Raw genomic sequence first — 19,079 nt, forward strand, 5'->3', positions numbered from 1 at the left:
ATGGAGAAATTGGACTTATTGTTTTTTGCTCTAATTCGTACGTAAAGCAGGGTACACGAAAGCCTTTAACGTAACACCCGTAAAGGAACATCCAGAAGCCTTTGGATGACCACCACCACCGTAATGCTGGGCGATCACAGACAGATTCACGTCTTCGCGAATGGTTCGAAAGCTGATTCTGCCTTTCCCAGGATCGAGCATCGCGACGAAATCAATCATTTCCGCATTCTTACATAAGAAATTGCCTGTTGTGGAGTGATATTGTTCGAGGAAAACCACGCCCACTTGATACGTTTTTGGCTCGTCTAAATCGATTTCTACCGGAATCAGCTTCATTTGCTTCAGCTTTTTTTGCTCAAATTCATCAATTCGTTTTTCTTCTGTATAGATGAGGATCGATTCTACTTCGTCAAATACAAATTGATCCGTATCAGCACCTTCACCACGCAAGCGTCCCAGCACGTTTTGAACAAACGTGTCTCGCTCGACCATATAGAATAAAATGTTCAGCTGATTGGCTTGAACAGTACCGGTTGCATCCCAGTCCCACGTATCAAAGGCACGAACCAGCTCCACATAGTCAGAGAGAACGTCAGTAGGAGTCAAATATCCCTGGGTTACTAGGTAATCATAATAAAGGCTCGTTGCCGAGGTCTTTTTCCCCGCTTCTTCCGTGATAACGTTTGCCCATTCGTACTTGGAAGCCAGTGGCAGGGCGGTTGGGTGATGATCGATCAAAACAAACGCATGTCCCTGATCGACCTTTTTCTGAATGAGTGTGGCGACCTCGTCATTGACACTCACATCGGTAATTACAACATACATATCGGAGGTAAGTTCTTCTTCGATAAACTTCTGTACTTCTTGATTGACCGTGTAAGGAGTTACCCCACGCGAATCGACTTCTTGACTGGAAAAAGCAATCTGGCTCAGGATCGCACATGATACGCCATCCAAGTCCTTGTCACTAAAATGAATGATTTTTTGATGATTCATCAGGCATCTCCTTACTAAATGAGTCCGTATTTCGTATTTCACTACCATGAATCATTTTTCCCATGACTGCAATAGTTAGACCCTCTTTATTTCAATACCCTTAATCCAGCTTCGGTTAACCTCGTCCCAAAAGGCCCTCGGCTTTTCACAATATATCCTCTCGATTCCAGCACATCCAATCGGCTGCGAATCTGCTGCTCGCTCAGTGGCTTTGCCCAATCTGTGCTCATTTCAGTTATTTTCCGTCGATTTGGCCTTTCACCACGTTCAGCGATGGTTTGAATACTCCGTAAGATAAGCAGCAGCTCGTCTTCTTCATCAGGAATGACCGGCGCTTCGGTATGTGAATGATCGCTTTTTAAAAAGCTATTTTCCCACGGCATGTCCTCAATTTGGATGATATCCTCGTCACAGACAGCCAGCATGTAATCGATGGTGTTCTTTAACTCCCGCACATTTCCAAACCACGGTAGGGTAGTGAGCCTCTCGATGACTTCCGGCTTGATAGTCACTTGTGGGTGTACGCTTTGTCGGATAAAATGCCGAACGAGCAGCGGGATGTCATCGGTTCGAGTTCGCAGGGAGGGGAGATCGACAAAGAGAACACGTAGCCGATGATACAAATCTTCCCGAAAAGTCCCTTGTTCGATCATATGCAGCAAATTTTTGTTAGTGGCAGCAATGATCCGAACATCGATTGGAATGATTTGGCTTCCCCCGATGCGCATAATCTCTTTTTCCTGCAGGACCCGCAGAAGTCGTGCCTGTAGCTTCAGGCTACTGTCACCGATTTCGTCCAAAAAGATCGTGCCGCCGTTTGCTTGCTCGAACAAGCCAACTTTTCCACCTTTTTTAGCCCCTGTGAATGCACCGTCATCATAGCCGAACAGCTCGCTTTCCATCAAATCCTCAGAAATGGCGCTGAAATTGACAGCGAGAAAAGGCCTCTTATCCCGCAGCGATGCGTTGTGGATGGCACTCGCAAAAAGTTCCTTGCCCGTGCCGCTCTCTCCTTGGATCAGGAGGGTGAGGTCTGTTTTTGCCAGTTTTTTTGCCTTTTCCTTTGTGCACGTGAGGATTGAGCTTTCCCCAATCATATCGTCAAATGTGTATTTGGCCACAAAGCCTTTCTTTTTCAATTCGGAGCGCAGCGATCTTTCCAACTCGATTGTCTTTCTCGCATTCTTGAACGTAGCGACGAGTGATTGGTCATTGTTTAAAGGGAAGCGGTGAACAATGACTTCAACCTCACCGAACGTAAACCAGCGATCCTCTTCCTGTGAGAGGGTAAATAAAAAGTCGATGAGCTCAGGATGACCCATGACATCACGAATATGTCTGCCAATAACACGCTTGGCAGAGACACCGAGCAGAAGGCCGAGCTCCTCATTGAAGACCGTGATCTTGCCATCTTGCGTAATTGTCAAGATCCCGTCGTTTACGCCATCCAGCACCTCATTCAAATGCTTATTCAAATCTGTGGCGATCTGGTTGGCATCAGCCAGCCGCTTGCTCAATTGAATGATTTTACGCAAATAGCGCTGAGAGATCACATCTCCTGGCCCGTTCAGTTGGAAATGGTCGAGTATTTGATGAATCGTCGAGATGTCCATCAGGCGGGGACCGATACTCACTACATCTTGAACATGGTCAGGGATTAGCTCGAACGCCCCTGGTGTCACTGCGAGATCAATTTTTTCTACGTGCGGAATGCCGGGATAATACGGTATGTAATGAATGTGGTCAATCCCCAGCTTTTTCAGTGATTCAATGGACTCCAAACATGTTTCTAAGGAGTCATTGACGTAATAAGCTTTGGTTCCAGCTGGTAAGTATAAGAGCCTGTCGATGTTTTCGTAATTGATGATCCTATTGGCGATGATGAGCTTGCAATTTGTTCCAAGGCATGCTCTTATTTTTGGCTCTTCTAATACGAGCGGGTGGGAGAGGACGACCAATTGATTATGAAGGGATGTTGGAAGCTTCTCCTCGACGGAATAACTACTCATCCGCACATACCCGTCCATAATCTCCTGAAGTTGATTGACAAGCGCGATTCGGGTGTCTTTGCTGCCAGCTAGTAAAATGAATTCGTTCATCATGCCTTCCTCGCTTTTGGTTATTTGGGTGTGTTTGGTTGAATTAATTGCAAGAAATAACCGAATATTCTATATCGTAAACCAAATAGTATTTCATTGCACGATTAATTGATGGAGAAAACCAGCAAATATCAACGGTTCAGGACGAGGAAGCAGCATAGACTGCTGCCTATTTTTTTTGGCATAGATCATGCTAATTAATTCAGTAGTTTCACTTTATTGATAGAAAGGGGAGAGATTTACGTGCAGATGAGAAGAAGAGTGTGCTTACTCACAGTCAGCTTTTTGATGGCAACAGCCATGCTATCCGCCTGTACGAGCAATTCTGGTCAACCCCCGCCAACAAGCGGATCAGCGCCTGGAAATGCTCAACAACAAGAAGTACCAGCAAAGGCAGTACGAAATGCGGAATTAATAGTGGCTCTTGAAGCGGAGGCCACCTCACTTGATCCTTGGAATTCCACGGATAGCAACACGCTACACATTTTGTCCACGATGTTCGAAGGACTGCTTACGCTGAATGAAAACGGAGAGGTTGTCCCTGTTCTTGCAACCGATTACGAATTAAACGCTAATGCAACAACCCTTACTTTTCACTTGCGAAAAGGAATTCTTTTTCATGACGGCACAGTCTTTGATGCTGATGTAGTGAAAAAGAATCTGGATTACGTGCGTAACAAGGAGAATGGCATGGCGCGAGCGAGCTTCTTTGGATTTATCAAGGAGGTTACCGTCGTAGACCCGTACACGATAACGGTTACGGCGAACGAACCCAACTCAGCGATGGTAGCCTATATGGCACATCCTTCAGCCAGCTTTAAATCGCTGAAAGAATTGCAAAAAAAGATCGATGATCCGAAATACAATTTGGACCGGAATCCAGTGGGTACTGGGCAGTATCAATTCCGCGAATGGAAGAACGGGCAGTTTGTGAAGGTAGTTGCTTTTGATGGTTACTGGGATAAAGAGAAACCGGCAAAGCTAGCAGCGATTCTGTTTAAGCCTGTGACGGAGGCGAGTACGAGGGTCAATATGCTAAAAGTTGGAGAAGTAGACATCGTGACAAGTTTGCCGACACTGGATGCACGAACGATAGGGAAAGACGCGAATCTGGATGTTTACTCTGGTCCATCGCTCAATATGATTTATGTCGGTATGAATACAAAGCTGGATAAGTACAAGGACAAGCGGGTGCGGCAGGCGATGAACTACGCGATAAACAAAGAACAGTTGATTAGTCAGGTTGCTGACGGATATGGCACAGCTGCCGACTCACCGCTTTCGCCATTGGTGAAAGGCTACGCGAAACAGCAAAGCTATCTGTACAACGTTGACAAAGCGAAACAACTATTGACGGAAGCGGGTTATTCAGATGGTTTCGCAGCTACGTTGTGGACGCGCAATTCAACGGAATTCGTCGCGATTGCTGAAAATATCAAGATGCAGCTACAAGCTGTAGGGATCAAAGTAGAGGTGCAAGCTTACGAGAGCGGCACGCTATTTGAAAGGCTGGATGCCGGAGAGGGTACTGACTTGTATATCGGGCGATGGGGTACGGGTACTGCTGAAGCGGATTGGGGAATGAGACCAAACTTTGCCTCTGACAGAATTCCACCGAACTATAATAACTCTGGCTATTATCAGAACCAACAAGTCGATCAGCTGCTAAATGAAGCATTAAAAGCAACGGACAACAGCATGGCACAGAAAAAATACATCGAAGCACAAAAAGTTATCATGGATGAGGCTCCATGGATATTCCTGTACGTCCCGGATGTGGTGATCGCAAAACGGAAAAATGTCTTGGATGTTGGGGTTACTCTTGATACAGTTCGTCTCCAGGCTGCATACAAACAATAAGTTAGTTTTCTAAAGAGAAGGTGTAGGAAATGGCTAGATATATTTTTGGTCGCATATTGGGCATGATTCCCATTTTAGTGATCATCTCGATCCTTTCTTTTTTGTTCGTACATCTTACCCCTGGCGACCCGATCCGTATCATGTACGGTGCGGAAATGGATATGGCCACCTATGAGAAAGTAAAAGCGAATCTAGGCTTTCATGATCCACTCTATGTGCAGTACGGTCGTTATCTTCAGCAAATTTTGTCCGGCGATTTCGGTGTTTCCTATAAAACAAAGACCAATGTGTCTGACGAGATCGGTAAGCGGTTCTTATACACGCTTGGATTAACGTTTGCCGCCATGTTCTGGGCGCTGATTATAGGCCTGGTTGTCGGAATTTATTCAGCGGCTCGGCGCAAGTCGATTTGGGATCGCATCGGGATTATCTCAACCACGACGATCATTAGCATTCCGGAGTTTTGGTTCGGACTCATGCTCATGCAAATGTTTGCCGTGCAGTTGGGGTGGTTCCCTACCAGTGGCAGCGGAACCTTTGCGCACCTTCTGCTTCCGTCGATAACACTAGGATTCGGAGTGTCTGCGATCATTGCCCGCTTTACACGCTCCAGTGTCCTTGAAGTATTACAGGAAGATTTTGTACGCACAGCTAAGGCAAAAGGGCAGCGAGAGTCAGTCATCATTTGGACGCATGTATTGCGTAATGCGCTGATTCCCGTGATCACGATGACTGGGTTGCAATTTGGCTTTTTGCTCGGAGGAGCAGTCGTAGTTGAGCAAGTTTTTGCCTGGCCAGGGCTGGGATCGTATTTGATTGATTCCGTTCTCGCTCGCGATTATCCGGCCATGCAAGCGCTCATTCTGCTCTTTTCCGTCCAGTTTCTCATCGTCAATCTTCTTGTAGATATCAGCTACAGTCTTGTGAATCCGCAAATCCGTTATGAATAACAAAGAGGAGCAGACGAATGAAAAGTCAGAATACTCACTCTCCCTTTCAGCTATTTTTGAAAAAGTTCAAGAAACAGACGATGGCGGTAGTAGCCTTCTGGATATTAATCGGCATCTTTCTGCTAGGGTTGGCAGGGCCATGGATCACACCCTATGATCCGAATCGGCCTGTGACAGAGCAGTATGAGGAAAAGGGAATCGACAAAACGAAAGAATTGACCGGATCGATTCAAATAAGCGGGATCATGAGTGATGGTACAAAACGCCCTGTGTCTGAGCTTATGCTGCAAAGTACGAACCGACAGATTTCCACCGTCAGTGAATCGAATGGCTCGATCACCATAACACCAGTCGGGCAAGGAAGCACAACGGTGCTGATGGCAAAAGGAGATGTCGCTACGCAGATCAAGCTAGACGTTTCTGCAGAGGACTCCCCACCGATTCTTACGCAGCTGCTGCTTCAAGGTCCGGCAGGCATGGTAAAGAAGGGGGACATCTTCCAGCTTGAGCTAGAGGCCAGACTTTCAAATGATGTTAAGCTGATCGGCTTTGAACAAATTCGTAGCAACCTGAAACAAGTAGTGGGGGCGAACAAGGCTGTCTCACAAGAAAACAACGGGTTCGTAACAGCCAAGAAAAAGCAATCGGAAGAGGACGGACAAATTCATTACCAGTCGACAGATGAAAAAGTAGTACGTGTAACGCCTGATGGGATGGTGACCGCGCTTGGTCAGGGTATCGGGCAAGTGAAAGTATCAATCGGGCCTGTATCTACCATTGTCCCGATAGCTGTTGAAACATCGATGCAAGAGCCTGTACTCGTCCAAATACAGCCTAGTCAGACGCATATCGCACTTATGGACAATAGGAAACATCAACAGCCATCCCTACTGCACTGGTTCGGAACCGATCATCAAAATCGGGATATCTTCAGTCGTGTCTTGGCTGGGACTCGTGAAACACTGTTCATTGGTTTCGTGTCTGTCGGGATCGGTGCTGTTATTGGGACGCTCCTTGGCCTATTAGCTGGATATTACGGAAGGTGGATTGACTCGATCATTACGCGTCTAACCGATATTTTGTTGGCGTTTCCGGGGATATTGCTCGCGATCGCAGTGATTGCCGTGCTAGGGGCTGGGATGGTTAACATTATTTTTGCAGTAGCAGTTTTTACGGTTCCCATCTTCATCCGCATCGTCAGAGGGAGTGCTTTAGCGTTAAAGCAAATGACGTATGTGGAAGCGGCTAAATCAATCGGTGTGCAGGATTTTGTGATTATCATACGGCATATTTTGCCCGGTATGCTTCCTGTGGTCATGGTTTATTTGACGATGAGAATTGGTACAGCGATTCTGCTTGGTGCTGCTCTTAGCTTTCTCGGTCTGGGTGGTGACATAACAGCTCCGGAATGGGGGGCGATGTTGAGCGCAGCCAAAGACAACAGCCGGAATTTTTTCTACCCAACATTTTTTCCTGGGATCGCCATTGTACTGACTGTCGTCTGCTTCAATTTGTTTGGTGATGGTCTGCGAGACACGCTCGATCCCAAGCTAAAGGAGTAGAAGTAAACGAATGAATACGCCTATTTTAGAGGTCAACCAGTTACAGGTTTCTTTTAAAAAAGAAAAGGAAGAGATAACTGTCGTTAACGGTATTTCCTTTATTGTTCATGCGGGTGAAACCTTGGGGATCGTTGGAGAATCCGGTTGCGGTAAAAGCATCACGTCCCTATCGATCATGCGCCTGATCAGCCCACCCGGCCGCATTACGAATGGACAAATCGTTTATAACAACAGGGATTTGACCCAACTCTCCGAGGAAGAAATGCGTGTGGTCCGAGGAAACGAGATCTCGATGATTTTCCAGGAGCCGATGACCTCCTTAAACCCTGTTTTTACGATCGGCCGACAAATCGATGAGATTATTCTACTGCATACGTGCGCATCCAAACAGGAAGCAAAAGAACAATCCATCGAGATGCTAAAGCGCGTCGGTATATCCCGTGCTGAGCAAATCTACCGGAGCTATCCATTTGAATTGTCGGGTGGAATGCGGCAACGGGTAATGATTGCGATTGGGATGGCATGCCAGCCAAAGCTGTTGATTGCGGATGAACCAACAACGGCGCTGGATGTAACGATTCAATTGCAAATCTTAGACCTGATGAAAAAATTGCAAGAAAAAGAAAACACAGCCATCATGCTAATCACTCATGACCTGGGGGTGGTCGCTGAGATGTGTGATCGCGTTCTGGTGATGTATGCAGGAGAAGTCGTGGAAGAAGCTGACGTCGATGATTTATTCCATAATCCTAAGCATCCTTATACCATTGGTCTGCTGCAATCCATGCCCTCTTCAGTAGAAAAGAGAAGCCGCTTATATACGATCAAAGGGCAAGTCCCGCCAGCAGGGTCGATCACCAAGGGTTGTCGCTTTGCAGAACGGTGCGATCGTGTTATTGACCGTTGCTGGGGGGAAGACCCCGCGATCATTTCGGTCGGCAATAAGCATACTTGCCGCTGCTGGTTACATGCCTAGGAGAACGGGAGGTGTTGGGATGGAGCCATTAGTAGAAGTACAACAGTTACAGGTGTTTTATCCAGGGAAGAGCAAGCTGCTGCAAAAAACGAAGAGTGTAGTGAAGGCCGTCGACCATGTTTCGTTTACCATCAATCAAGGAGAGACGCTCGGTCTGGTAGGAGAATCCGGATGTGGAAAATCGACGATGGGCAGGGCGATTTTGCAACTGATAAAACCAACTTCAGGGGATATCAGCTTTGCAGGCAGGAGTCTGTCTTCCTTATCAGCGAGTGAACTGAGGCAACAGCGCAAGCATTTTCAAATGGTGTTCCAAGATCCATTCTCGTCGCTTAATCCACGATTGACGGTAAAGGAAATTCTGGATGAGCCGCTAAAAGCCCATAGATTGGGTGATGAACATCAGCGTTTGGAAAAAGTACATCATATGATGGAGGTTTGCGGGTTAAATCGCACGTATGCTGAGCGGTATGCTCATGAATTTTCGGGAGGGCAGCGGCAACGAATTGGCATTGCTCGTGCACTGATTCTTCAACCACAGCTAGTAGTGGCTGATGAACCCGTCTCTGCACTAGATGTATCGATCCAGTCGCAAATCTTAAATCTCATGCAGGATTTACAAGAAGAATTTCAACTGACTTACTTGTTCATTTCCCATGATCTCGGGGTAGTTCGGCATATATGCAATCGTGTCGGAGTCATGTATTTAGGGAGAATGGCGGAGCTTGCGACAACGGAACAATTGTACGCCAATCCTTTACACCCTTATACCAAGACGTTGTTATCCGCCATCCCAGTGGCAGATCCCCGATTGAGGAAGGAACGAATCATTTTGCAAGGGGACGTGCCTTCACCAGCCAACTCTCCACTGGGCTGCGCTTTTGCCAGTAGATGTCCGAATGTGATGGAGATATGCAAAGTAATCAGACCAGATATGCAACAAGTGACCGATTCACATAGTGTGGCTTGTCATCTCTATGTCTGATCAAAAAGGAAACCATAGATAGGAGAGAATATAGCATGAGCTTGGCTACTGTTCAGCGTCTAATAGAGGAGCGTAAAGAACATTATTTACAGCAACTGTTTGCCTTGTTGAAACAGAAAAGCATAAGTACAACCAATGTAGGGGTACGAGAATGTGCGGAGCTGTTGAATGAGATGATGCAGGCATGTGGGATACAGAGTCGCCTAATGGAAACAGCGGGACATCCTGTTGTATATGGAGAATGGATAAAGGCTGAGAATGCATTCACAGTATTGATCTATGGTCATTATGATGTCCAGCCCCCTGAGCCGCTCGAGGAATGGCTGTCGCCACCCTTTGAACCGACCATACGAGACGGAAGGATTTATTGTCGAGGAGTAGGAGACAACAAAGGTCAGTTAATGGCTCAGGTACTGGCGATTCAAACGTATTTGGACAGCTTTGGTGAGTTGCCAGTCAATGTGAAGCTGGTACTTGAAGGGGAGGAGGAAAACAGTAGTCCTCATCTCGCTACTTTCGTTGAAGAGAATAAAGAGCTATTGGCATGTGACCTTGTTTACACATCAGATGGGCCCATGCATGGAAGCGGTATTCCTTCTGTTGAGTTAGGTGTCAGGGGTATTCTTGGTGTCGAACTGGTAGCACACGGAGCAAAATGGGATCATCATTCGGGAAATATGGGAAATATCGCACCCAATCCGGCATGGATGCTAATTGACTTGTTAAAAACGATGCGTGATGAGCAGGGGAGGGTGCTAATCGAAGGATTTTACGATAACATCCGCCAACCGACTCCCTATGAGCTGGATTTGCTTCGCAAGCTTCCTTTTGAACGCGAGGTGTTAATCGAGCAGATCGGATATCCAGATATCGAAGCGGACGCCGAAACCTTTTATCGCTTGGTATCCTTGGAACCGACTTTCAATATTTGCGGCTTTCACAGTGGATACGGGGGAGACGGATCCAAGACGATTATTCCTGCTACTGCGCGTGTGAAAATGGATATACGGCTAGTCATCGATCAAGACCCAGACGATATTTTTCAAAAGCTTTGCGAACATGTGAAAAAACACAATCCATCCATAGAGGTTTTGCATCAAGGAGATATGAAACCTTCTCGTACTTCTGCTGAACTGGAGATCGTGAAAGTGGTTACACAGGCAGTCAGAGATGCGTACAGAGTAGATCCTCTTCTTGTACCTGGAGTCGGCGGGAGCCTCCCCGATTATGTCTGGACCCAGATTCTCGGAGTCCCATCCGTGATGGTCCCGTATGCGAATGCAGATGAGGCGAATCATGCACCGAATGAAAATATGAAAGTGGCCCTTTTTTATCAGGGCATTTCATGTACATGCCATGTGATTCATCGATTAGGGGAGCTTTCAAAGTAAGAATCAATAAGTAGTAATTTGCTATTCATATCCATATGTAATATAATGCTTGGGTTAATAGCACTCCACGTATCAGTAACGGCACGGGCGTGTTCGCGATTGTTCGCGACCGCCCTTATTTCTAATAAGCGAGTAAAACAGTGGAGAGAGAATATGGAAAAGGTGGTCCTCAACATGAAAAAGTCTACATTGATCCCAGCTGCACTTCTGTTAGCAGTTCTGACTGCTTGCGGCAACACGCAAACTGCAGAGCAACCAGCAAAACAAAATCAAGCGGCAACAGGTACCCAACAACCAGCGGGTGAAGCAACTACGCAAAAACCTGAAGAAGCGAAAAAAGAAGAGCAACAAGTGATCGTTGCTCCACAAGAAATCGTTGTGTACAAGCAAGGGGAAAAAACATCCCTGAAGCCGGAAGATGACAAGTTCAAGGAAATTCTTGCGCTCATGAATAAACGTTTTGAAACACCTGCGGACCAAATGCGTTTTGATGACAGCACCCAAGCGGTGGAGAAGGACAAGAAAGAGGCTTTGGCAGTTGAATTCAACTACGCTGAAGTAACGACAAACACTTTGCCAGCGACTGTTGGTACAGATGACAAAGCAGAAGTAAAGGCGAAGACACTGTTCTTCGTATTGAGCGGAGACAACAAAAACCATATGTTTGATTCAGAAGATGGCAAAGCTTATGGAACGGCACCGTTGCACTTGACCGAATCCACTGAACTGAACGAGCTGTTGAATAAGTAAGCCAACTACCCAGACTGTCGAGCAATCGGCAGTCTTTTTGCATAAGAAATGCCTGATTAAAGAAAACCCTCTTGATTTTGGGTCAATCGATCAAGAGGGAAGGGCATGATAAACTATTTTCTTTTTTGATCCGGTTCCGATTGCACGACAGTTAATGCCGTATCGCCATCGGTTTCCACCAGATGCTTCAACATAGAGAGCTTATTGTTCCAAAACTGCTCGTAAAAGGAAAGCCACTGCTTTACTTCTGTCAGGGGACCGGGATGCAACCGATAGATTTTCTCGCGACCTACCTTATGTCCCGTAACCAAATCTGCGTCAGCAAGTATATGAAGATGCTTAACCACAGCAGTTCGGCTTATGGGGAAATGAGAGGTAATGGCAGAGATAGGCAATTCTTTTTCAGCTAGCAAGCGAAGTACTTCTCGACGAGTAGGGTCAGCGATCGCTTGAAATACATCCACCTTTTCTGCTGAAGCAGACATTTAACCCTCCACAACCTTTTTCAGACGCTCGTGTACAATTCCAACCCAACCTTGATTCATCTTCTCACGAATCATTGCGCTCTTCGCGTTTGCTTTTCCGATGATCTCATCTGCCGCTTTCCATCCACCATGAATGAGGGTAAACTCCGTTTTATCTCCCAGGTCTTTTAAAAGAAACGAGACTACCCAACCGTCTGTATCCCAAGCAAAAGAAAGGCGATGAGGTGCTTCTACTTCCAACACTTTGCATGGGGACGGTCCAAAAGGGGATTGGATATGAAACTCGTGACCTACCACTGGTTGAAAATCATTCGGCATAAACCAAGCAGAAATGGCTTCCGCAGTGGATACTTTTTCCCATACCTTTTGAATAGGGGCTTCGAAAACAATGGTTTGTTTAATATCTTCTACGGTTTGTTGATTGTTCTGTTCCACGGTAAATCTCTCCGTTTCGTAGTGAAAATATAACACCTTTTGGTTTTACTTCATGATGATATAACACCTTTTGGTTATATGTAAATGGTATTTTTCCTCCAATGATCAAAGACTATACAAAAAAGGAGATCAGATTTACTGAAGCTCCTTTGTAACTATCATGTATCGACTCATTGTCTACTTATTTCTTTATATTGATTCGCTTGGGCTTGCAGTTCCTTTAAAAATTCCTTACCGGGTACTGAAACGTATTGGTTTTTTAATTTGATGCAATAATAGGAGACCACAGGTTCTTTTGCAATGAGGGGCTTGCAAATAATATCTTCCCTTTGAAAAAAGGGATCGGTTTTCGTTGTTAGGCGAGTTTCAAACCCCAATGCCATTCCTTGCGAGATGAAATGTTTTTTTGTTTCATAGTTTTGCGATTGAACGGAGAAGTTAATTTTGTGAAATTCCCCAAATAGATAGGAATAGAATTTTTTTGTATCACTCAAATTGGTGGATGCAACAATCGGATAGTTATATAAATCCTCCATGTAAATGATCTCTTTGCTAGCCAATTCCGAGTCCTTTCGAAAACAGACCATCATGGAGCTATCTGTGATATGGGTAGTAGTAAGCAACTTGTTTTCTTCATGGGAGGAGGGAAAAGAGTAGATGACGCCAATGTCAACATCCCCATTCAAAACATCTTTTCGAACTTGCATAAGATGTGCTTCTTTCACATGAAGATGGACCTTTGGGAATTTTGTAGTAATCGCAGCCAAGGTTTTCGGAATGAGTGTTCGACAGATGCCTGGGACTATGGAGATGGATAACTGTCCTTCCAACTCGGAAGAATCACATTTCGCCTCATTTTTGAATTCTTCAATGTGGTTCAATACTTCCTGGGCGCGTAAGATCAGCTTTCTTCCTACTTCAGTGGGCTCTAATCCAGTACGTGAGCGTTCAAAAATTTTTACGCCGAGCTCTTCTTCCAAACTGCTAATCGCAAGGCTTATACCTGGAGAAGACACAAAAAGTCGTTCGGCTGTGTTCGCAATCGATCCTGTTTTTGCTATTTCGGTTATGTAGATAAGTTGCTCGATACGCATTGTTTCACCCCAGTAACATTGATTTTCATGGAAAATGTGTTTAGGAATGCTTACCAATATGAGCCATTAATATTTACATAACGTACCTTTTCATTTCTAAACTTTAAAAATAGATAATACCAGAATATCATGAATACAAGATTCTGAACAATCTGAATTATAATTTTCATGAAATCTGACCATACTCGGTCCGAGTACGAAAAGAGGTGAGTCGTATGAAGGGAAAAAACATCGTGACCACGATTGAAAACAAAATCTGCATCATCAAATTGAACAGGCCAGAAATCAGAAATCCTTTAACGGAAGCGGCATGGGAACTACTCGATACCTTTAGGGAAATTCAATATGACGACCAAGTCAAAGCGGTTATCATCACGGGTACAGAACGTGCGTTTAGTGCTGGTGGCAATTTGAATAACGTTCAGGGCGATACTTCGAATGCCTTTTCTACCCGTAAAAGAATGAAACAGTATTATGAGCTACTCCACATGATGAGAAAAGTGGAAAAGCCCATGATAGCAGCGGTGAATGGCGCCGCAGCAGGAGCAGGAGTCAGTCTGGCATTGGCCTGCGACTTGGTGATTGCAGCCCGTTCCGCTTTCTTCATTCAAAGTTTCGTGAAAGTGGGGGCCCTTCCCGATTTCGGTGGGATTCATTTTTTGACACAATCATTGGGGCCTCACCGTGCCAAAGAACTCATGATGTTGGGAGAGCGCATCTCGGCAGAACAAGCATACCAACTCGGGATGGTGAATGAAGTAGTCGATGATGGCAGCTTGCTGGAGCGGGCATGTTCCATCGCGCAAAAGATTGCAGAAGGGCCAAGCTTGTCAATTGGACTGATCAAACAACTCGTTCACTATAGCGCAAATGTCAGTTTAGAAGAATTTTTGGAGTTGGAAGCCTTTGGTCAAGGAGTATGTTTTCAGACGGAAGATTTGAAAGAAGGAGTTACTGCATTTTTTGAAAAACGGGCTCCACAATTTAAAGGGAAATAATGTGAGATTTCCTTGTTGGTGAGGTGCGTCATCGTGAATATTGGGAGTTCACTTGTCAGAAACGCGAATATGATGCCGGATAGAGTCGCGATTATCTATCAGGATCAGACATACACGTATGAACAGCTAAATCGAATCGTAAATCGACTGGCACATGGCTTGCTTTCACTTGGGATCACGAAAGGTGAAAAAATATGCTTCATGATGAAAAACTCCAATATCTTCCCGATCGCTTTGTTTGCGGCCGCTAAGATCGGTGCTGTCACAGTTCCGATCAACGTTCGCCTGACGAAATCAGAAGCAGCATATCTCATCGATCATTCGGATGCCAAGCTAGTCATTTATGATGAAGAGTTTGGAGCGTTGATTGAACAGGCTCGATCTGCCAAGGTCGCTCATTGTATTGCTGTTCATCATGCGCAAGCAGAAGGACATTTGTCTTTGCAACAGGTTCTGACTGAAAATGTAAATGATCCTGATGTAGTGGTTGAACAGCATGATGATTCTCACATCCTGTATACATCCGGAACGACAGGAAGACCCAAAGGAGCCGTATTCGATCATCATCGAGCAATTTTGTTCATTTTTCATTCGCTTGGGTTGAGTGGGGAAACAATGAACAGCCGAATCTTGCATTTCATGCCTTTCTTTCACGGTGCAGGATTCAGTATCCTCTTCAAGGATTTATTTTTGGGACAAACAGTTGTCATTCAACAAAAATTTGATCCTGTTGAAGTTCTAAAAGCAATTGATCATTACAAAATTCAATCATTTATTGCCGTTCCAACGATGTATAACATGATGCTGCAAGTCCCAGATGCCGCCCAATACGATTTATCCTCGATTGAAAGTCTAAGGTATGGTGGAGCACCGATGTCTCCCGAACTCATCAAGAAAAGTATGGAACTGTTTAAGACGGATCAGTTTAACAACCGTTGTGGATTGACAGAAGGCGGACCTTCCGGGATTTACTTATATCCGGAGGAACACAAGGAAAAGCTGGGGACAAGCGGAAAGGCAAGATTCTTGACGGAAGCCAAAGTCGTTGACAAGGATGGAAAAGAAATTGCCCCAGGAGAAATTGGGGAATTGCTTCTTCGGAGCGACATGATCATGAAGGGGTATTATAAAAATTCAGAGGCTACTGCTGAGGCAATTCGTGACGGGTGGCTGTATACGGGAGACTTGTGTTCCGTTGATGTAGATGGCTTCATAACACTTGTTGATCGCAAAAAAGATATGATTATTTCGGGTGGCAGCAACATCTATTCCGTTGAAGTAGAGAACATTCTGTACGCTTTTGATGGTGTATTGGAAGCAGCTGTGATAGGAGTTCCTGATGAGAAGTGGGGAGAAATAGTGGCAGCGGTAATCGTCGCAAAACCTGGTTATACCATCGATAGAACAGAGTTAATAGAATTCTGTCGGAAGCATCTCGCTGGTTACAAGATTCCTCGCGCAGTAATCTTCACGGACGTTTTGCCAAGAAATCCTTCTGGGAAAATACTGAAATATGAATTGCGGAGCCGTTACATAAAACATCAATCCGAATCCACTTCTTCAAATGAAAGGAGTCGGTAGTTTGAAAAAGCCATGGCATGCCTTTTATCCGAAAACGATCCCTGTTGAAATGGAAATTCCTCTGTGCTCCATCTACCATTTCCTTGAGCGAGCTGCACAAGATTTTCCTCATCACCCAGCTATTATCGAAGCGGATCTGGCGTTTACTTATACCGAACTGAAGCACGCAGTGGATCGTTTTGCCGGTGCCTTGCATCGACGTGGATGCAAGAAGGGAGATCGCTTGGGAATCATGCTGTACAATTGCAAAGAATATATCATCGCCTATTTCGCAGTTCAGCGAATAGGGGGGATTGTCGTCCAACTGAATCCCATGTTTCAGCAGCGGGAATTGCTTATCATGCTGGATGACTCGGAGCCGAGCTGGTTGATTTGTGATAGCAGTCAGATTGAGAAACTAGAAAGTACCAACTATCACAATAAGCTGACGATCGTAACCACAGATCACAATCCAAATGGATATGCCAACTTCTATCAGTGGATCGAAGAACAAAACGATACACTCCCTCCTTTGCAAATCAATAGCAAGGAAGATATTGCCGTCCTACAGTACACAGGGGGGACGACAGGAACACCTAAAGGGGTAATGATTACGCATTACAACACGGTAGCGACCACGTACCATACCTCGATCACAGACGAAGGGGCACTTCAGCGTCCTAGCGAACGGTTTCTTGGTGTTTTCCCATTGTTCCATGGTGCAGGCCTGATGGTCATGATGGCCTCTATCTTCCATGCAGGTGTCTACATTCCCATCATGCATTTTCGCATCCACGACGCTCTTCCCATCATCCGCAAGTATCGTCCCTCTCATCTCTCAGCCTCACCAACTGTCTTTGTAGCATTAGTGAATCATCCTGACTTTCGGGACGATGATCTGCGTTCGTTGAAAATATGCAGATCAGGTGCTGCTCCGATCCCGTTAGAAGTATTGCGAGCCTTTGAACATAAGTCGGGCGTCCGTATTTCTGAAGCGTATGGACTTACAGAATCCAACGCTGTTATCGTTCGGGTATTTGGAAAAGGTATTCGAAAAACAGGAAGCGTAGGGATACCAGTTCCAAATGCCGATGTAAAAATCGTGGATATTGAAACAGGTTTGGAAGAATTGCCACCAGGAGCAACGGGTGAAATTGTTCTGAAAGGTCCGCAAATCATGAAAGGATATTGGAAAAAACCAGAAGAGACAGCGCAAACGATACGTGATGGATGGCTCTATACGGGTGACACGGGCATGCTGGATGAGGATGGCTTCTTGTATGTTGTCGGAAGAAAGAAGGAAATGATCATCGCAGGAGGATACAATATTTATCCCAACGAGATTGATGAGGTCCTGTACATGCATCCAGCCGTTGCAGAAGCGTGTACATTCGGTGTCCCGGATGCCTACCGGGGAGAAACCGTCAAAGCAGCCATTGTTGTGAAGAATGACCATTCGCTGACAGAAGAAGAAATTGTGGAATGGTGTAAAGAACGGTTGGCGAAATACAAAGTGCCCAGATTGATCGAATTCAGGGAGCAATTGCCGAAATCGGCAGTGGGCAAAATATTGCGCCGTACATTGGTTGAGGAAAATCGTACCCATTAATATTTACTTAATGTACCTTTTGCTTTCTAAACTTTATTAAATACAAGCATAAATTTATCATTAATTTAAAGATTCTAATTATTCATAAATATATTGAGCGACTTCACCATTCTGCAAAGGAGGCGAGACTATTGGGTAAAAAAGTAAAAGTAATCGGCGTCAATATGATACCGTTTACAAAACCGGGGGCACACGAGCCCTATGAAGTCATGGCAGCGAAAGCGGTAAAAGGTGCACTGGAAGATGCGGGAATTGACTATTCCGAAATCCAGCAAGCATATGCAAGTTACGTTTACGGTGACAGCACGTGTGGTCAAAGAGCGTTATATCAGGTGGGGATGACCGGGATTCCGATTTTTAATATCAACAACAACTGCTCCTCTGGTTCCAATGCGCTGTTCTTGGCACGACAAGCAGTAGAGTCTGGCGCTGTAGAGTGCGCACTGGCAGTTGGCTTTGAAGAAATGAAGCCGGGCGCATTGAAATCTCATTGGGATGATCGAACACCAGCAACAGGCTGGTTGCAGGATCGATTGAAGGAATTGTGGCCGGAAGTTCCGCAAGCACCAAATGCCATTCGTTTGTTTGGTTCAGCAGGTAAGGAGTATCTGGAGAAGTATGGAGCAAATCCAGACATTTTTGCAAAAGTGTCCGTGAAAACAAGGAATCATGCCGTTCAAAATCCGTACTCGCTATTCACACAAACACTGACAATAGAAGAGGTCATGAGTGCGCCGGAGTTGATGCCTAAATTGACTCGTCTCATGGCGTGCCCTCCTACGTGTGGTGCAGCAGCCGCTATTGTTTGCAGTGAGGAATTCGCCAAAAAGCACGGGATTTCCAACGCAGTCGAGATTGTGGCACAAGCACTGACAACGGATATGAATGTTAGTCACGACAATATCCTCAATCTGGTGGGAGCCGATATGACCCGTCGTGCCGCCAAACAGGTCTATGAGGCGGCAGGCATCGGCCCAGAAGAAGTAGATGTCTTGGAACTCCATGACTGCTTCACCCCAAATGAGGTCATTACCTATGAGAGCCTGGGGATATGTGAGGAAGGTGGAGCAGAGAAATTGATCAATGATGGCGATAACACATACGGTGGCAAAGTGGTTGTCAATCCTTCTGGTGGCTTGATGTCAAAAGGACATCCCATCGGAGCAACGGGTCTTGCCCAGTGCACGGAGCTTGTCTGGCAGCTTCGCGGGCAGGCACAGAAACGGCAAGTGGAAAATGCAAGAGTTGCCTTGCATCACAACTTGGGTCTTGGTGGTGCTTGCGTCGTAACTATGTATCGAGTTGGATAAAAACGAAATGGAAGGAAGA

Annotated in this window: 16 protein-coding genes; 11 read left to right on the forward strand and 5 right to left on the reverse strand. The window is 45.5% G+C overall.

What is annotated here, in order from left to right; all coding sequences use genetic code 11:
• Positions 1-30: 30 nt before the first annotated feature.
• On the reverse strand, positions 31-996 hold the full coding sequence (locus ACFVS2_RS03775) for a DHH family phosphoesterase (RefSeq protein ID WP_390231093.1): 966 nt from the start codon (positions 994-996) through the stop codon (positions 31-33).
• Between the two features lie 86 nt (positions 997-1,082).
• Complete coding sequence (locus ACFVS2_RS03780; RefSeq protein ID WP_390231096.1) at positions 1,083-3,095, reverse strand: sigma-54 interaction domain-containing protein; 2,013 nt, start codon at positions 3,093-3,095, stop codon at positions 1,083-1,085.
• A gap of 249 nt (positions 3,096-3,344) precedes the next feature.
• On the opposite strand from ACFVS2_RS03780, the gene ACFVS2_RS03785 reads away from it, so the two are divergent.
• The 7 genes from ACFVS2_RS03785 (at position 3,345) to ACFVS2_RS03815 (ending at position 11,569) form a co-directional block, all read left to right on the forward strand.
• Positions 3,345-4,955 carry a glutathione ABC transporter substrate-binding protein gene (locus ACFVS2_RS03785; protein WP_390232398.1) on the forward strand — a complete coding sequence of 537 codons (1,611 nt, stop codon included), beginning with the start codon at positions 3,345-3,347 and terminating at the stop codon, positions 4,953-4,955.
• 29 nt (positions 4,956-4,984) lie between these two features.
• Entirely contained in the window at positions 4,985-5,905 is a 921-nt protein-coding gene (nikB, locus tag ACFVS2_RS03790) for a nickel ABC transporter permease (protein WP_017248436.1), read from the forward strand.
• Between the two features lie 17 nt (positions 5,906-5,922).
• Positions 5,923-7,467: an ABC transporter permease gene (locus ACFVS2_RS03795; RefSeq protein WP_390231099.1), complete on the forward strand. Its 1,545-nt coding sequence runs from the start codon at positions 5,923-5,925 to the stop codon at positions 7,465-7,467.
• 10 nt (positions 7,468-7,477) lie between these two features.
• A complete protein-coding gene (locus ACFVS2_RS03800) occupies positions 7,478-8,443 on the forward strand; it encodes an ABC transporter ATP-binding protein (protein ID WP_390231102.1) in 966 nt (321 codons plus the stop codon).
• A gap of 19 nt (positions 8,444-8,462) precedes the next feature.
• Positions 8,463-9,428, forward strand: coding sequence for an ABC transporter ATP-binding protein (locus ACFVS2_RS03805; protein WP_390231105.1), 966 nt, complete (start codon positions 8,463-8,465; stop codon positions 9,426-9,428).
• Positions 9,429-9,463: 35 nt separating this feature from the next.
• The gene (locus tag ACFVS2_RS03810; RefSeq protein ID WP_173617659.1) at positions 9,464-10,819 is read left to right on the forward strand and encodes a M20/M25/M40 family metallo-hydrolase; all 1,356 of its coding nucleotides are present in this window, start codon (positions 9,464-9,466) and stop codon (positions 10,817-10,819) included.
• Positions 10,820-10,993: 174 nt separating this feature from the next.
• Positions 10,994-11,569: a hypothetical protein gene (locus ACFVS2_RS03815; RefSeq protein ID WP_390231108.1), complete on the forward strand. Its 576-nt coding sequence runs from the start codon at positions 10,994-10,996 to the stop codon at positions 11,567-11,569.
• 113 nt (positions 11,570-11,682) lie between these two features.
• Here the strand turns inward: ACFVS2_RS03815 and ACFVS2_RS03820 are convergent, their stop codons facing one another.
• The 3 genes from ACFVS2_RS03820 to ACFVS2_RS03830 form a co-directional block, all read right to left on the reverse strand.
• A complete protein-coding gene (locus ACFVS2_RS03820) occupies positions 11,683-12,054 on the reverse strand; it encodes an ArsR/SmtB family transcription factor (RefSeq protein ID WP_017248440.1) in 372 nt (123 codons plus the stop codon).
• Positions 12,055-12,489 carry an SRPBCC family protein gene (locus tag ACFVS2_RS03825; RefSeq protein WP_173617657.1) on the reverse strand — a complete coding sequence of 145 codons (435 nt, stop codon included), beginning with the start codon at positions 12,487-12,489 and terminating at the stop codon, positions 12,055-12,057.
• A 170-nt stretch (positions 12,490-12,659) separates the two neighbouring features.
• Positions 12,660-13,640, reverse strand: coding sequence for a LysR family transcriptional regulator (locus ACFVS2_RS03830; RefSeq protein WP_390231113.1), 981 nt, complete (start codon positions 13,638-13,640; stop codon positions 12,660-12,662).
• Between the two features lie 158 nt (positions 13,641-13,798).
• Here ACFVS2_RS03830 and ACFVS2_RS03835 point away from each other — a divergent pair, with 158 nt between their 5' ends.
• From ACFVS2_RS03835 to ACFVS2_RS03850, 4 genes are all read left to right on the forward strand, one after another.
• Entirely contained in the window at positions 13,799-14,581 is a 783-nt protein-coding gene (locus tag ACFVS2_RS03835; RefSeq protein ID WP_390231116.1) for an enoyl-CoA hydratase/isomerase family protein, read from the forward strand.
• Positions 14,582-14,614: 33 nt separating this feature from the next.
• Complete coding sequence (locus ACFVS2_RS03840) at positions 14,615-16,162, forward strand: class I adenylate-forming enzyme family protein (protein WP_390231119.1); 1,548 nt, start codon at positions 14,615-14,617, stop codon at positions 16,160-16,162.
• A 1-nt stretch (position 16,163) separates the two neighbouring features.
• Complete coding sequence (locus ACFVS2_RS03845; protein ID WP_390231122.1) at positions 16,164-17,750, forward strand: long-chain-fatty-acid--CoA ligase; 1,587 nt, start codon at positions 16,164-16,166, stop codon at positions 17,748-17,750.
• Positions 17,751-17,881: 131 nt separating this feature from the next.
• Complete coding sequence (locus tag ACFVS2_RS03850) at positions 17,882-19,060, forward strand: lipid-transfer protein (RefSeq protein WP_390231125.1); 1,179 nt, start codon at positions 17,882-17,884, stop codon at positions 19,058-19,060.
• Positions 19,061-19,079: the final 19 nt, after the last annotated feature.

Origin of the sequence: Brevibacillus sp. NPDC058079, assembly GCF_042885155.1 — a bacterium.
Taxonomy (GTDB): Bacteria; Bacillota; Bacilli; order Brevibacillales; family Brevibacillaceae; genus Brevibacillus.

What these genes read in the sequence shown, in the direction of transcription:
- ACFVS2_RS03775 (WP_390231093.1), bottom strand. Translation starts at nt 996, where the DNA reads ATGAATCATCAAAAAATCATTCATTTTAGTGACAAGGACTTGGATGGC.
- ACFVS2_RS03780 (WP_390231096.1), bottom strand. Translation starts at nt 3,095, where the DNA reads ATGAACGAATTCATTTTACTAGCTGGCAGCAAAGACACCCGAATCGCG.
- ACFVS2_RS03785 (WP_390232398.1), top strand. Translation starts at nt 3,345, where the DNA reads ATGAGAAGAAGAGTGTGCTTACTCACAGTCAGCTTTTTGATGGCAACA.
- nikB (WP_017248436.1), top strand. Translation starts at nt 4,985, where the DNA reads ATGGCTAGATATATTTTTGGTCGCATATTGGGCATGATTCCCATTTTA.
- ACFVS2_RS03795 (WP_390231099.1), top strand. Translation starts at nt 5,923, where the DNA reads ATGAAAAGTCAGAATACTCACTCTCCCTTTCAGCTATTTTTGAAAAAG.
- ACFVS2_RS03800 (WP_390231102.1), top strand. Translation starts at nt 7,478, where the DNA reads ATGAATACGCCTATTTTAGAGGTCAACCAGTTACAGGTTTCTTTTAAA.
- ACFVS2_RS03805 (WP_390231105.1), top strand. Translation starts at nt 8,463, where the DNA reads ATGGAGCCATTAGTAGAAGTACAACAGTTACAGGTGTTTTATCCAGGG.
- ACFVS2_RS03810 (WP_173617659.1), top strand. Translation starts at nt 9,464, where the DNA reads ATGAGCTTGGCTACTGTTCAGCGTCTAATAGAGGAGCGTAAAGAACAT.
- ACFVS2_RS03815 (WP_390231108.1), top strand. Translation starts at nt 10,994, where the DNA reads ATGAAAAAGTCTACATTGATCCCAGCTGCACTTCTGTTAGCAGTTCTG.
- ACFVS2_RS03820 (WP_017248440.1), bottom strand. Translation starts at nt 12,054, where the DNA reads ATGTCTGCTTCAGCAGAAAAGGTGGATGTATTTCAAGCGATCGCTGAC.
- ACFVS2_RS03835 (WP_390231116.1), top strand. Translation starts at nt 13,799, where the DNA reads ATGAAGGGAAAAAACATCGTGACCACGATTGAAAACAAAATCTGCATC.